The organism is Cohnella faecalis (assembly GCF_003570905.1).
In the GTDB taxonomy this organism is placed as follows: domain Bacteria; phylum Bacillota; class Bacilli; order Paenibacillales; family Paenibacillaceae; genus Cohnella; species Cohnella faecalis.
Genome location: NZ_QXJM01000040.1, coordinates 423,434 through 438,399, shown reverse-complemented (window position 1 = coordinate 438,399; position 14,966 = coordinate 423,434). Strand labels below are relative to the sequence as shown.

The following is a 14,966-nucleotide window of genomic DNA, read 5'->3' as shown; positions in this document are numbered from 1 at the left end:
CCGTCATGTTGAAAATCGGCAACATCGAAATGCCCAACAACGTGGTGCTCGCGCCGATGGCGGGCGTCTGCAATCCGGCTTTTCGCTTGATCGCCAAGGAATTCGGCTGCGGTCTCGTCTGCGCCGAAATGGTGAGTGACAAAGCGATTCTCCACGGCAATCAACGCACGCTGGAGATGCTGTTTGTCGATGAACGGGAGAAGCCTCTAAGCTTGCAAATTTTCGGGGGAGACAAAGAGTCTCTTGTTGCTGCGGCGCAATATGTCGATAAGAATACGAATGCGGATATTATCGACATTAACATGGGCTGTCCCGTGCCGAAGGTAACCAAATGCGACGCGGGCGCGCGCTGGCTGCTCGACCCGAACAAAATATATGATATGGTATCCGCCGTCACGGATGTCGTGGACAAGCCGGTCACGGTCAAGATGCGGATCGGCTGGGACAGCGAGCATATTTATGCGGTTGAGAATGCCAGAGCCGTGGAACGGGCGGGCGGAGCGGCCGTCAGCGTGCACGGTCGTACGCGGGAACAATTGTATACAGGCAAAGCGAACTGGGACATCATAAGGGACGTCAAACAGGCCGTGAACATTCCGGTAATCGGCAACGGCGACGTCGTCACTCCGGAGGACGCGAAGCGTCTTCTTGAGCATACGGGCTGCGACGGAGTCATGATCGGACGGGGGGCGCTGGGCAACCCTTGGATGCTGTACCGTACGGTTCACTATTTGACTCGCGGTGAGATGCTTCCCGACCCGTCGCCGGCAGAGAAAATTCGTATCGCCATGCTCCATCTCGACCGTCTCGCCAACCTCAAGGGGGAGAACCAGGCCGTTAGAGAGATGCGCAAGCATATGGCTTGGTATTTGAAGGGGATGCCGGGAGCGGCGCGCGTGAAGGATTCGTTGATGGAATTGACGGCTCGTTCGGCGGTTGAGGCGGCGCTGAGAGACTATGTTTATTCCTTGGAGGAGCTTAGAGCCAGCGAGGAACGCGAAGCAGCCGAGGGCGGAAATTCGGAAGGCGCAGAGCCCGGAGAGGTGCTTGTGCACTAGGAAATCCGGACTTTCGACCCATTTGGGGCGAATTGACATTTACCGGGGCTTGAAATATAATCAGTACCAATATTCACAAGGTCGACGGGAAATCTCCGTCCTGGAGTCATGTCATCACTGAACCGCCATATACTTGAAATCACAATCGTAGGCCGCATTAAACCATTCCACGACAGGAGATCGGTAAGATGAGCGATAAGGAAGTCCTTCTTACTCCGGACGGGCTCAAGAGACTGGAAGAAGAGCTTGAGAACCTGAAATCGGTCAAACGCCGCGAAGTGGCGGAGCGCATCAAGGTCGCCATCGGCTACGGCGATATTAGCGAGAACTCGGAATACGAGGACGCTAAGAACGAACAGGCTTTTATCGAAGGCCGAATCATTACGCTTGAGAAGATGCTTCGCAATGCGCGCATCATCAATAATGACGAGATTGACTTGGACACGGTCAGCATAGGCTCCACCGTCGTCGTTGAGGATTTGGAGTTCGGCGACTCGATGGAATACACGATCGTCGGCACAGCCGAATCAGACCCGCTGAAAAACAAAATTTCCAACGAGAGCCCTGTGGGCAGAGCGATCCTCGGCAAGAAAAAGGGAACGACGGTAGAAGTCAACGTTCCGGCGGGCATCATCCAATATAAAATCGTCGATATCAAAAAGTGATTTCAGGCGTAAGAAACGGTGAAAAAGCTTCCTCAGGAAGCTTTTTTAACTGTTTCAGCCCTAGATACGGTGAAGGAGCACGGTAGCGATGGATCAAGAGGTACAACAACAAGAGGCGGCCGAACTAAGCGAGCTGCTGCAGATCAGACGCAACAAATTGGACGAGCTTCGCGCGCTTGGCGTCGATCCGTTCGGAACGAAATTCGTCCGTTCGCATCAGGCGGGGGAAGTGCTGTCTTTGTACGGCGATCTGACCAAAGAAGAGCTAGACGAGAAAGCGATCGAAGTCAGTCTGGCCGGCCGCATCATGCAGAAGCGCGGAATGGGGAAAGCCGCGTTCGCGCACATTCAGGACCTGAGCGGCAAAATTCAAATCTACGTACGCGAGGATTCGGTCGCTGCGAATAAATTCGCCGCTTTCGATCTGCTGGACACCGGGGATATGATCGGCGTTCGCGGCGTCGTCTTCAAGACGAAGACCGGCGAGACATCGGTTAAGGTGAAGGAACTGGAAGTGATGACGAAGTCTCTGCTTCCGCTCCCGGACAAATTCCACGGCCTCAAAGACGTGGAAACCCGTTACCGCCAGCGCTATGTCGATCTGATTGTGAATCCCGACGTGCAAAAAACGTTCATTTCCCGTTCGCGGATTATTCAGTCGATGCGCCGTTATTTGGACAACCTCGGTTATCTGGAAGTGGAGACGCCGACATTGCACACAATTGCCGGTGGAGCGGCTGCTCGTCCTTTTATTACACACCACAATGCGCTGGACATGCAGCTTTATATGCGGATCGCCATTGAACTTCATCTGAAGCGTCTCATCGTAGGCGGGCTGGAAAAAGTGTACGAAATCGGCCGCGTGTATCGGAACGAAGGCATTTCGACGCGACACAATCCGGAGTTTACGATGATCGAGCTGTACGAGGCGTATGCCGACTATGAGGATATCATGCGTCTGACCGAGAACTTGATCGCGCATATCGCACAGGAAGTTCATGGAACGACGAAGATCTCATATCAAGGGCAGGAAGTGGATTTGACGCCGTCCTGGCGACGCGTATCCATGGTCGATCTCGTTCGCGAAGCGACGGGGGTCGACTTCAAGCAAGAGATGTCGGACGAGGAAGCTCATCTTTTGGCGAAGGAGCATAAGGTCGCTGTCGAGCCTCACATGACGTTCGGCCATATCGTCAACGCGTTCTTCGAGACGTTCGTCGAGCATACGCTTATTCAGCCGACGTTCGTAACGGGTCATCCGGTGGCCATATCGCCGCTGGCGAAAAAGAACGAAGCGGATCCTCGATTTACCGATCGGTTCGAGCTGTTCATCGTCGCGCGGGAGCATGCCAATGCGTTCACCGAGCTTAACGATCCTATCGACCAGCGGGAGCGCTTCGAGGCACAGTTGACGGAGAAAGAAGCGGGCAACGACGAAGCGCATGAGATGGATGACGATTTCATCCGCGCTTTGGAGTACGGCATGCCTCCGACCGGCGGTCTCGGAATTGGGGTCGACCGTCTGGTTATGCTGCTGACCGATGCGCCGTCCATTCGCGACGTGCTGTTGTTCCCTCATATGCGCGAAGAGCGCAGCGAGTAGAGATGGGCTTTCAGCCGCCTCCCTTTGCAGGGGGGCGGCTTTTGTTATTTTAGCGGGGAGGCCAGGGCCGGAAGGCGCGCACCGCCAGCTTAATAGATGTTCGTCGTAAGGATGTTTGGAGGGCATATCGTAAAGGTATAAAATTCCAGTATAAAAAGGGTTGCAATTGGTTTAGCGCCTATGGTATATTCATTAAGCCGCTTCGAGAGGCGGCGCAAAAAGTGAGGCTGAGAAGCCAAGCGATTGCTCCTTGAAAACTGAACATCGAGCGTAATACGGATCCCCGAAGATGAGGCTTAGGCCGAGTCGGAAGGACCAAAAAGTAAGACCAGCTTTGAAAGAGCCATCGAGGTTCTTCAATAAAGTGTAACACTTTAATGGAGAGTTTGATCCTGGCTCAGGACGAACGCTGGCGGCGTGCCTAATACATGCAAGTCGAGCGGATCTTTGAGGGAGCTTGCTCCCGATAAGGTTAGCGGCGGACGGGTGAGTAACACGTAGGCAACCTGCCCCTAAGACTGGGATAACATTCGGAAACGAATGCTAAGACCGGATACGCAAGCTTGTCGCATGACGGGCTTGGGAAACACGGAGCAATCTGTGGTTTAGGGATGGGCCTGCGGCGCATTAGCTAGTTGGTGGGGTAACGGCTCACCAAGGCGACGATGCGTAGCCGACCTGAGAGGGTGAACGGCCACACTGGGACTGAGACACGGCCCAGACTCCTACGGGAGGCAGCAGTAGGGAATCTTCCACAATGGGCGCAAGCCTGATGGAGCAACGCCGCGTGAGTGAGGAAGGCTTTCGGGTCGTAAAGCTCTGTTGCCAGGGAAGAATAAGGGTGTGTTAACTGCACATTCGATGACGGTACCTGAGAAGAAAGCCCCGGCTAACTACGTGCCAGCAGCCGCGGTAATACGTAGGGGGCAAGCGTTGTCCGGAATTATTGGGCGTAAAGCGCGCGCAGGCGGTCTTTTAAGTCTGGTGTCTAAGTGCGGGGCTCAACCCCGTGATGCACTGGAAACTGGGAGACTTGAGTGCAGAAGAGGAGAGCGGAATTCCACGTGTAGCGGTGAAATGCGTAGAGATGTGGAGGAACACCAGTGGCGAAGGCGGCTCTCTGGACTGTAACTGACGCTGAGGCGCGAAAGCGTGGGGAGCAAACAGGATTAGATACCCTGGTAGTCCACGCCGTAAACGATGAGTGCTAGGTGTTGGGGGGGTCCACCCCTCGGTGCCGAAGTTAACACATTAAGCACTCCGCCTGGGGAGTACGGTCGCAAGACTGAAACTCAAAGGAATTGACGGGGACCCGCACAAGCAGTGGAGTATGTGGTTTAATTCGAAGCAACGCGAAGAACCTTACCAGGTCTTGACATCCCTCTGACCGGTACAGAGATGTACCTTTCCTTCGGGACAGAGGAGACAGGTGGTGCATGGTTGTCGTCAGCTCGTGTCGTGAGATGTTGGGTTAAGTCCCGCAACGAGCGCAACCCTTGAACTTAGTTGCCAGCACGTTAAGGTGGGCACTCTAGGTTGACTGCCGGTGACAAACCGGAGGAAGGCGGGGATGACGTCAAATCATCATGCCCTTATGACCTGGGCTACACACGTACTACAATGGCCGGTACAACGGGCTGCGAAGGAGCGATCCGGAGCCAATCCCAGCAAAGCCGGTCTCAGTTCGGATTGTAGGCTGCAACTCGCCTGCATGAAGTCGGAATTGCTAGTAATCGCGGATCAGCATGCCGCGGTGAATACGTTCCCGGGTCTTGTACACACCGCCCGTCACACCACGAGAGTTTACAACACCCGAAGTCGGTGGGGTAACCCGCAAGGGAGCCAGCCGCCGAAGGTGGGGTAGATGATTGGGGTGAAGTCGTAACAAGGTAGCCGTATCGGAAGGTGCGGCTGGATCACCTCCTTTCTAAGGAGCCCGCAAGGGCTAACAAAGTCCACAGCTCGCGTCAGCGAGGTGGCAATCCGTATTGCGCTCGAGTTCAGTTTTGAAAGAGCAATCTTTCAGCCGGTTTGGTGGCAACGGCGGAGGGGTTCCACGCGTACCCATCCCGAACACGACCGTTAAGCCCTCCAGCGCCGATGGTACTTGGACCGCAGGGTCCTGGGAGAGTAGGACGTCGCCAAGCCGGGCTTTACCATTCGCATTTATGCGTATGGGCGTAAGCCTAGCCGACTAAAGGCAGGCAATATATTGGCCTTTAGCTCAGCTGGTTAGAGCGCACCCCTGATAAGGGTGAGGTCGGTGGTTCGAGTCCACTAAGGCCAACCATCTTCATACTTCCCATGGGGACTTAGCTCAGCTGGGAGAGCACCTGCCTTGCACGCAGGGGGTCAGCGGTTCGATCCCGCTAGTCTCCACCAGATCCACTTTTACGGATTGGTTTGTACCTTGAAAACCGGATAGCGAAAACGAAATGCGCGAAAGACATCATTCGCCTTACTTGCTGTTGGTTTGCAACGGAAGTTGTGAATCAAGAAGTTGACAACGGAGCATTAGCCTTTGGCTAACGCTAGCAGTTGCAACAGGTTAAGCTAATAAGGGCGCACGGAGGATGCCTAGGCGCCAGGAGCCGAAGAAGGACGCGACGAACAGCGATATGCCTCGGGGAGCCGTAAGTGGGCTTTGATCCGGGGATTTCCGAATGGGGAAACCCAGCTGCGGTAATGCGCAGTTACCCTTGACTGAATACATAGGTCATTGGAGGCACACCCGGGGAACTGAAACATCTAAGTACCCGGAGGAGAAGAAAACAAGAGTGATTCCGTCAGTAGCGGCGAGCGAAAGCGGATTAGCCCAAACCTGAGAGCTTGCTCTCAGGGGTTGTGGGACGTCTCACATGGAGTTACAAAGGAGCAGGGTAGACGAAGAGGACTGGAAAGTCCCGTCAAAGAAGGTAACAACCCTGTAGTCGAAAGTCTGCTCCCTCCGAGACGGATCCCGAGTACCGCGGGACACGAGAAACCCCGTGGGAATCCGGCAGGACCATCTGCCAAGGCTAAATACTCCCTGGCGACCGATAGTGAACCAGTACCGTGAGGGAAAGGTGAAAAGCACCGCGGGAGCGGAGTGAAAAAGAACCTGAAACCGTGCGCTTACAAGAAGTCAGAGCCCGATCTAGGGGTGATGGCGTGCCTTTTGTAGAATGAACCGGCGAGTTACGTTCACGTGCAAGGTTAAGCTGAAGAGGCGGAGCCGAAGGGAAACCAAGTCTGAATAGGGCGAATAAGTACGTGGTCGTAGACCCGAAACCGTGTGATCTACCCCTGTGCAGGGTGAAGGTGCGGTAACACGCACTGGAGGCCCGAACTCGTGAGCGTTGAAAAGCTCTGGGATGACGTGGGGGTAGGGGAGAAATTCCAATCGAACTCGGAGATAGCTGGTTCTCCCCGAAATAGCTTTAGGGCTAGCCTCGAGGTTAAGCATCATGGAGGTAGAGCACTGATTGGGTGCGGGGCCCGCCAAGGGTTACCAAGTCCAGTCAAACTCCGAATGCCATGTATGTATACTCGGGAGTCAGACGGCGAGTGCTAAGATCCGTCGTCAAGAGGGAAAGAGCCCAGATCATCAGCTAAGGTCCCCAAGTGTGTGTTAAGTGGGAAAGGATGTGGAGTTGCGAAGACAACCAGGATGTTGGCTTAGAAGCAGCCACCATTTAAAGAGTGCGTAATAGCTCACTGGTCGAGTGACTCTGCGCCGAAAATGTAACGGGGCTAAACACACCACCGAAGCTATGGCATGCATACTTAGTATGCTTGGGTAGGGGAGCGTTGTATGCGGGTAGAAGTCAGACCGTAAGGACTGGTGGACTGCATAGAAGTGAGAATGCCGGTATGAGTAACGAAAAGATCAGTGAGAATCTGATCCGCCGAAAACCTAAGGGTTCCTGGGGAAGGTTCGTCCGCCCAGGGTAAGTCGGGACCTAAGGCGAGGCCGAAAGGCGTAGTCGAAGGACAACAGGTTGAAATTCCTGTACCACCGTAAATCGTTACGAGCGATGGGGGGACGCAGGAGGGCAAGGACGCGAGCGGATGGAAGAGCTCGTCCAAGCAGCAAGAGGGTAGCATAGGCAAATCCGTGCTACGTAACCTCAAGCTGTGATGGGGAGGGAAAATTGCAGTACCGAAGGTCCCGTGCTCACGCTGCCAAGAAAAGCCTCTAGCCAGATGAAGGTGCCCGTACCGTAAACCGACACAGGTGGGTGAGATGAATAGTCTAAGGCGCGCGGAAGAACTCTCGTTAAGGAACTCGGCAAAATGACCCCGTAACTTCGGGAGAAGGGGTGCCCCGGTAGTGTGAATAGCACGAGGGGGCCGCAGTGAAGAGGCCCAAGCGACTGTTTAGCAAAAACACAGGTCTGTGCGAAGCCGTAAGGCGAAGTATACGGGCTGACGCCTGCCCGGTGCTGGAAGGTTAAGGGGAGCGGTTAGGGGCAACCCGAAGCTGTGAACCGAAGCCCCAGTAAACGGCGGCCGTAACTATAACGGTCCTAAGGTAGCGAAATTCCTTGTCAGGTAAATTCTGACCCGCACGAATGGCGTAACGATCTTGGGCGCTGTCTCAACGAGAGATCCGGTGAAATTTTAGTACCTGTGAAGATGCAGGTTACCCGCGACGTGACGGAAAGACCCCATGGAGCTTTACTGGAGCTTGATATTGAACTTTGGTACGGTCTGTACAGGATAGGTGGGAGCCTTGGAAGCCTGAGCGCCAGCTTAGGTGGAGGCGCCGTTGGGATACCACCCTGATCGTATCGGAGTTCTAACCTGCCACCCTTATCGGGTGGAGGGACCGTGTCAGGCGGCCAGTTTGACTGGGGCGGTCGCCTCCTAAAGAGTAACGGAGGCGCCCCAAGGTTCCCTCAGCGCGGTTGGAAATCGCGCGAAGAGTGCAAAGGCATAAGGGAGCTTGACTGCGAGACCTACAAGTCGAGCAGGGACGAAAGTCGGGCTTAGTGATCCGGTGGTACCGAATGGAAGGGCCATCGCTCAACGGATAAAAGCTACCCTGGGGATAACAGGCTTATCTCCCCCAAGAGTCCACATCGACGGGGAGGTTTGGCACCTCGATGTCGGCTCATCGCATCCTGGGGCTGAAGTAGGTCCCAAGGGTTGGGCTGTTCGCCCATTAAAGCGGTACGCGAGCTGGGTTCAGAACGTCGTGAGACAGTTCGGTCCCTATCTGTCGCGGGCGTAGGAAATTTGAGAGGGGCTGTCCTTAGTACGAGAGGACCGGGATGGACGCGCCGCTGGTGTACCAGTTGTTCCGCCAGGAGCATCGCTGGGTAGCCAAGCGCGGGAGGGATAAGCGCTGAAAGCATCTAAGCGCGAAGCCCGCCTCAAGATGAGATTTCCCAGTATGTAAGACCCCTGGAAGAACACCAGGTTGATAGGCTCGGGGTGGAAGCGCGGCAACGTGTGCAGCTGACGAGTACTAATCGGTCGAGGGCTTATCCTACAAACACAGGTAAGACGATGTTAATCGCTCATTTCGTTTTCGCATCCGGTTTTCAGGGCGCAAGCCTACGAAAACAACGACTTAGCAGCCACCTTTTCAGGGTGGTTTTTTTGCATTTATTTTCGGGCCAGCCTTCCAGTTAAAGCAGAAGCCTCCTAATGCTCCATCAATCCACGGCTTGCTCCGATTCAAGGCAAGCCAATACTAGCGGTACTTCGCACGAGGGAGGTACCGAACAACAATGAACGGCCATCGGCTCGCTCCTCGCTGTTCCTTTTTTAAATCCATTTTTGTCCTTAATCTTGCGATGGTTCTGATGTTCATGTCTGGATGCGGGAATGAACAAGAGCAGAGGCTGCCTTTGCCGAAAAGCATGGAAACCCGAGAGAATTTGCGAGTGCTGAAGCTCTCATCGGGGAAGCCGCCCGCGCCAGTATTTCAACCTCTGGGCCAGCCTGTGCGAGCGGTATATGTGTCCTCCTTCGCTGCGTTAAGCGGACGAATGGACAAACTAATTGAATTAGTGAACGAGACCGAGCTGAACGCGCTGGTAATCGATGTTAATAGCGGCGCCCGATTGACCGGCTTATCTCGCCCGGCAGGATCGCAATCGTATCCAATGGCGCAAACTCGCTCGGTATCGTCCATGAGTCGGCTCGTGAAGAAGCTGAAGGAGAACCATATTTATTTGATTGCCCGGATCGTTACGTTCAAGGATGCCGCTCTAGCCGATAGTAATCCGCGATGGGCTATCCGGAGCAAGGAAGGCAAGGTTTGGAAGGATCGCGGCGGCAACGCGTGGATCGATCCTTTTCGCGAAGAAGCGTGGGCATACCCGATAGCGCTCGCTGAGCAAGCAAGCTCCATGGGATTCGATGAGGTCCAGTTCGATTATGTCCGTTTTCCCGAGAATGGCTCCAAGGTGGATCGGGAAGTGCAATATGCGAACAAGCATGGATGGTCCAAGAGCGAAGCGATTAGTCGATTCCTTCGTGCCGCAACCGACAAAGTTCATGCCAAAGGAGCGAAAATTTCCGCCGACGTCTTCGGTTTGGTTACTTCCACGGCGGATATGGGAATCGGTCAACGATGGGGCGCAATTTCCTCCGAGGTAGACGTTATATCTCCGATGATCTATCCTTCGCATTATTCGAACGGGATGTGGGGGATCCGTCATCCTGATTTGACTCCTGGCCTCGTTGTCTCCCGCGCCCTTGCCGATGCAACACGGGAGAACGCCAAGCTGCTAAGCGCCGGCAAGCATGCCGCCCGCGTTCGGCCTTGGCTTCAAGGCTTTACGGCAGGGTGGGTAAGACCGCATCAAACCTACGGTAAGGATCAAATTCAAGAGCAGATCAGAGCGGCAAGAAAGGCGGGATATTCCTCGTATATGCTGTGGAATTCGGCCAGCCGCTACCCCATTTTCCACACCTAATCAGTCGGGATTAAACGGTCAAAAGGCTTGCAGGATGCGGTTTCCAGACGATTGGGTTTGTGCTTGACAGCCCATTATGCCTCTGCTAAGATTGCAGATAATCAATCGGACATATTCGCCGGCAAGCGGCCGGCAAGGGAGGTTTTTACTCGTGTGGCAAAACAAATTCGCCAAGGAAGGACTCACGTTTGACGATGTCCTGCTCGTGCCCCGGAAGTCGACGATTTTACCCCGGGATGTGGATGTATCGATCGTGCTCAGTCCTTCGGTCAAGCTGAATATTCCGTTGGTCAGCGCGGGGATGGACACGGTCACGGAATCGGCATTGGCGATCGCAATCGCTCGCGAAGGCGGCGTTGGCATTATTCACAAGAATATGTCGGTCGCACAGCAAGCTCAAGAAGTCGATCGGGTTAAGCGTTCGGAAAGCGGCGTTATTACGAATCCTTTTTCCCTTACTCCCGACCACCATGTCTACGACGCTGAAGAACTGATGGGCAAATACCGCATTTCCGGCGTGCCTATCGTGGATAATGCAGGCAAGCTCGTCGGTATTCTAACGAATCGGGATCTTCGCTTCGTGCATGACTATTCGATCAAGGTCAGCACAGTCATGACTCATGAAGACCTCGTAACGGCTCCTGTCGGTACGACGCTTCAAGAAGCGGAAGTCATCCTTCAACAGCATAAGATCGAAAAGCTGCCGCTCGTAGACGAAGCGAATACGCTTAAAGGTCTTATTACGATTAAAGATATTGAAAAAGCGATCCAGTTCCCGAATGCCGCCAAGGACCGTCATGGTCGTCTCCTTGTCGGAGCTGCCGTCGGCGTCTCCAAAGATACGTTCGAGCGTGCGGAAGCGCTCGTGCAGTCGGGCATCGATCTTCTCGTCGTCGACTCGGCGCACGGTCACCATATCGATATTGTCAGCATGGTCCGCAAGCTTCGCGACAAGTATCCGGAGCTCACGATCGTCGCCGGCAACGTCGCTACGGGCGAGGCGACGCGCGATCTGATCGAAGCTGGCGCTTCCGTCGTCAAGGTCGGGATCGGACCGGGATCGATTTGTACGACGCGCGTTATCGCAGGGATCGGCGTACCGCAAATTACGGCTATTTACGATTGCGCGACGGTTGCTCGCGAATATAACGTGCCTATTATTGCGGACGGAGGAATCAAGTACTCCGGCGAAGTAACGAAGGCCATCGCGGCGGGCGCTACGGCCGTCATGATGGGCAGCTTGTTCGCAGGCACGGAAGAAAGCCCTGGCGAATCGGAGATTTTCCAAGGCCGCCGTTACAAATCGTACCGCGGAATGGGCTCCATCGGCGCAATGAAGGAAGGCAGCAAGGATCGTTACTTCCAAGAGAACGAGAGCAAGCTCGTTCCGGAAGGGATCGAAGGCCGCGTTCCTTACAAAGGGCCTCTTAAAGATACGATTCATCAGTTGATCGGCGGCTTGCGCTCGGGAATGGGATATTGCGGAACCGGCTCGATCGACGAGCTGAAGAACGATACCCAATTTGTACGAATTACCGGAGCAGGCCTTCGCGAGAGTCACCCTCATGACGTTCTCATTACGAAGGAAGCGCCGAACTACTCGATGTAACGATAACGATCGATAGGGAGCCGTGGGCACGAGTTATGCGCGCCCGCGGCTTTTTTCTTTGCGCGAACCTATGATACAATTGAGAGACGCAATAGGATATAAAGGGGAGAACGTTTTGAATTATCGTCATCATTCGCTTATCCGTCGTTTGCCTGTCTTTTCGAAGCGAATTATTGCTTCGGTAGCCCTGTTAAGCGTTTTGTCGACGTCATTGCTCCTATCTTCCGCTTCGGCCGCTGCGACTAACGCGGGGGAGCCTCAAATTAATGGCACTGCGGCCATCTTAATGGATGCGGCAAGCGGCCAAGTACTTTACCAATTCAAAGCGGACGATCCGCATCCTCCTGCAAGCATGGCCAAGATGATGACCGAGTATCTTGTTATTAAAGCGGTTCAAGCCGGCAAGATTACTTGGGATCAAGAAGTCGCAACCACTGAAAATGCCGCCAAGCAAATCGGAAGCCGCATTTTCTTGGCCGAAGGAGATAAACATACGGTTAAGGATCTCTACATCGCGATGGCTGTCGGTTCCGCGAACGATGCAACGGCGCAATTGGCCGAAGTGGTTGGAGGCACCGAGGAAGAGTTCGCGAAATTGATGAACGATACGGCGAAAGAGCTCGGCATGACTCATTCCCGATTCATCAATGCGACAGGATTGGATCGCGCCGATATGCCGGCTGCTTATCAGCCGACCTCGATCGATGGAGAGACGGAAATGTCGGCTCGCGATTCGGCGATTCTGGGTTATCATATATTGAAGGAAACGCCTGAGTTTCTGGATTATTCCAAGATGCCGAACTTTCAGTTCCGTGAAGGCGAGAATCAACTGATCGACAACTGGGATTGGATGCTGGAATCGAATCTGACCAGCAAGACGAAGAAAAAGTTTGCGTACAAGGGCGTCGACGGTCTCAAAACGGGCCATACGAGCCGCGCCGGCAACAACTTTACCGGAACCGCATTGCGCGACGGAACGCGTCTGATCGCCGTCGTAATGGGCGTTCCCGGCGGAACGAACGACGGCAAGCGGTTCCTCGAAACGGCGAAGCTATTCGATTACGGCTTCAATAACTTCGAGAAGAAGACGGCTGTCGAAGCAAAGAAGGCCGTTCCGGAGCACGAAACGCTCAAAGTGAAAAAGGGCAAGTCTAAGAAAGTCAACGTTATTACGGCAACGGATGTTTCCTTCCTCGTTCCTAAGGGAGCAACGGTCGAAGCGACTGTCAAGGAAGTGAAGAGCGAGACGTTAAAGGCTCCGATCGAGCAAGGCGCCAAGGTTGGAACGGTCACGTACGAATATAAAGATCCGGCGACGCAAGAGATGAAATCGGCAACCGTCGATTTGGTCGCGGCGGAAGAAGTGAAGAAGGGCAGCTGGTGGCGCCTGTTCTTCCGCGGCATCGGGAATTTCTTCGGAAGTCTATTTAGAGGAATTGCTGATCTTTTCTAAATTCCGACAAAATAGGTTGTATATTAGATGGTCTTCATGTAAAATTAATGGTTAGAATCTTCGGGAGGCATGTAATCATGGAAACGGGTACTTCGAGAGTTAAACGCGGCATGGCCGAAATGCAAAAAGGCGGCGTCATCATGGACGTCATGAACGCCGAGCAAGCTAAAATCGCCGAAGCGGCAGGCGCAACAGCCGTTATGGCGCTGGAACGCGTACCTTCCGACATTCGCGCGGCAGGCGGGGTTGCCCGCATGGCCGATCCGACGATCGTCGAGGAAGTCATGAAGGTCGTCAGCATCCCGGTCATGGCGAAAGCCCGCATCGGGCATTATGTAGAAGCGAAAGTTCTGGAATCTCTGGGCGTCGATTACATCGACGAGAGCGAAGTGCTGACTCCGGCGGACGAAGTATTTCACATTAGCAAATCCGCTTTTACGATTCCGTTCGTATGCGGCGCCAAAGATTTGGGTGAAGCTCTCCGTCGTATTCAAGAAGGCGCGTCGATGCTTCGCACCAAGGGCGAGCCGGGAACGGGCAACATCGTCGAAGCCGTTCGTCATATCCGTCTGATCAATGGCCAAATTCGCCATGCTCAGAATTTGTCCAAGGACGAGCTGTACCACGAAGCAAAGACGCTCGGCGTTCCTTACGACTTGTTGCTGGGCGTTCACGAGACGGGACGTCTGCCGGTCGTTAACTTCGCTGCCGGCGGCGTAGCGACTCCGTCCGATGCGGCGCTTATGATGCATCTTGGCTCTGACGGCGTATTCGTCGGTTCCGGTATTTTCAAATCGGAATATCCGGAGAGATTCGCTCGTGCGATCGTCGAAGCGACGACGCACTACGAAGATTACGAATTGATTGCGCGTGTGTCGAAGAACCTTGGCACGCCGATGAAGGGTATCGAGATTTCCAAGCTGGCAGCGGCCGAGCGGATGCAGGAACGCGGCATCTAATTATCGCGAGAGCCATCGGGCGGCTTCCTAACGGCGAACCATTCGCCGCGTGGAGCCGCCCATATCGGTTTATCAAGGAAACGGAAAAAGGATGGATCGGCGATGAAAATCGGGGTACTGGCGCTGCAGGGTGCGGTTGCCGAACATATTCGAAGCGTGGAGCTGGCCGGAGGAGTAGGGGTGGCGGTCAAGCGCACGGAGCAGCTGGCCGAAATCGACGGACTCATTATTCCGGGCGGCGAGAGCACGACCATCGGCAAGCTGATGCGCAAGTATAGCTTCATCGAAGCGCTTCGCGAATTTCATGAGCAAGGAAAGCCGCTGTTCGGAACTTGCGCCGGGTTGATCGTATTGGCTAACCGGCTGGAAGGCGGAGAAGAGGCTCATTTGGGCTTGATGAACATGACTGTTGCCCGCAATGCGTTCGGAAGACAGCGCGAAAGCTTCGAGACGGATTTGCCTGTCAAAGGAATCGAGACGCCGCTGCGGGCGGTATTCATCCGGGCCCCGCTCATCAAGGAAGTCGGTGCGGAGGTTGAGGTGCTGTCTACCTACGACGGGGAAATCGTCACCGCTCGTCAAGGCAATCTGCTTGCATCTTCGTATCACCCGGAGCTGACGGATGATTATCGTCTGCACGGATTGTTTTTGGATATGGCACGGAAAGCCGCAGAGGCTGCTCCGAAGGCCAAATAGAGGGGGATCCTC

Annotated in this window: 8 protein-coding genes, 2 tRNA genes and 3 rRNA genes; all 13 read left to right on the top strand. The window is 54.4% G+C overall.

All coding sequences use genetic code 11. From position 1 onward, the window contains the following. Positions 1 to 5: 5 nt before the first annotated feature. The 13 genes from dusB to pdxT all read left to right on the top strand — a co-directional run bounded on the left by dusB (position 6) and on the right by pdxT (position 14,954). The gene (gene dusB / locus D3H35_RS23455) at positions 6 to 1,058 is read left to right on the top strand and encodes a tRNA dihydrouridine synthase DusB (protein ID WP_119151585.1); all 1,053 of its coding nucleotides are present in this window, start codon (positions 6 to 8) and stop codon (positions 1,056 to 1,058) included. 188 nt (positions 1,059 to 1,246) lie between these two features. Further along, positions 1,247 to 1,723, top strand: a complete 477-nt coding sequence (gene greA, locus D3H35_RS23450; protein ID WP_119151584.1) for a transcription elongation factor GreA — start codon at positions 1,247 to 1,249, stop codon at positions 1,721 to 1,723. An 88-nt stretch (positions 1,724 to 1,811) separates the two neighbouring features. Beyond that, positions 1,812 to 3,326, top strand: coding sequence for a lysine--tRNA ligase (lysS, locus tag D3H35_RS23445; protein WP_119151583.1), 1,515 nt, complete (start codon positions 1,812 to 1,814; stop codon positions 3,324 to 3,326). A gap of 374 nt (positions 3,327 to 3,700) precedes the next feature. Then, positions 3,701 to 5,253 (top strand): 16S ribosomal RNA (locus tag D3H35_RS23440). A gap of 103 nt (positions 5,254 to 5,356) precedes the next feature. Continuing rightward, positions 5,357 to 5,473, top strand: a 5S ribosomal RNA gene (gene rrf / locus D3H35_RS23435). 66 nt (positions 5,474 to 5,539) lie between these two features. Further along, positions 5,540 to 5,616 (top strand) — tRNA-Ile (locus tag D3H35_RS23430). A 16-nt stretch (positions 5,617 to 5,632) separates the two neighbouring features. Next, positions 5,633 to 5,708: transfer RNA gene (locus D3H35_RS23425), tRNA-Ala, on the top strand. 164 nt (positions 5,709 to 5,872) lie between these two features. Beyond that, positions 5,873 to 8,802, top strand: a 23S ribosomal RNA gene (locus D3H35_RS23420). The 16S, 23S and 5S rRNA genes sit together here with 2 tRNA genes alongside, the layout of an rRNA operon. 241 nt (positions 8,803 to 9,043) lie before the next feature. Beyond that, positions 9,044 to 10,237, top strand: coding sequence for a putative glycoside hydrolase (locus D3H35_RS23415; protein ID WP_119151582.1), 1,194 nt, complete (start codon positions 9,044 to 9,046; stop codon positions 10,235 to 10,237). A 151-nt stretch (positions 10,238 to 10,388) separates the two neighbouring features. Continuing rightward, positions 10,389 to 11,846, top strand: a complete 1,458-nt coding sequence (guaB, locus tag D3H35_RS23410) for an IMP dehydrogenase (protein ID WP_119151581.1) — start codon at positions 10,389 to 10,391, stop codon at positions 11,844 to 11,846. 115 nt (positions 11,847 to 11,961) lie between these two features. After that, positions 11,962 to 13,299 (top strand): D-alanyl-D-alanine carboxypeptidase family protein, encoded by a 1,338-nt coding sequence (locus D3H35_RS23405; RefSeq protein WP_233568111.1) that lies wholly within the window; start codon positions 11,962 to 11,964, stop codon positions 13,297 to 13,299. Positions 13,300 to 13,373: 74 nt separating this feature from the next. Next, positions 13,374 to 14,258, top strand: a complete 885-nt coding sequence (pdxS, locus tag D3H35_RS23400; RefSeq protein ID WP_233568154.1) for a pyridoxal 5'-phosphate synthase lyase subunit PdxS — start codon at positions 13,374 to 13,376, stop codon at positions 14,256 to 14,258. A gap of 102 nt (positions 14,259 to 14,360) precedes the next feature. After that, positions 14,361 to 14,954 (top strand): pyridoxal 5'-phosphate synthase glutaminase subunit PdxT, encoded by a 594-nt coding sequence (gene pdxT, locus D3H35_RS23395; protein WP_119151579.1) that lies wholly within the window; start codon positions 14,361 to 14,363, stop codon positions 14,952 to 14,954. The last annotated feature ends 12 nt before the right edge of the window (positions 14,955 to 14,966 follow it).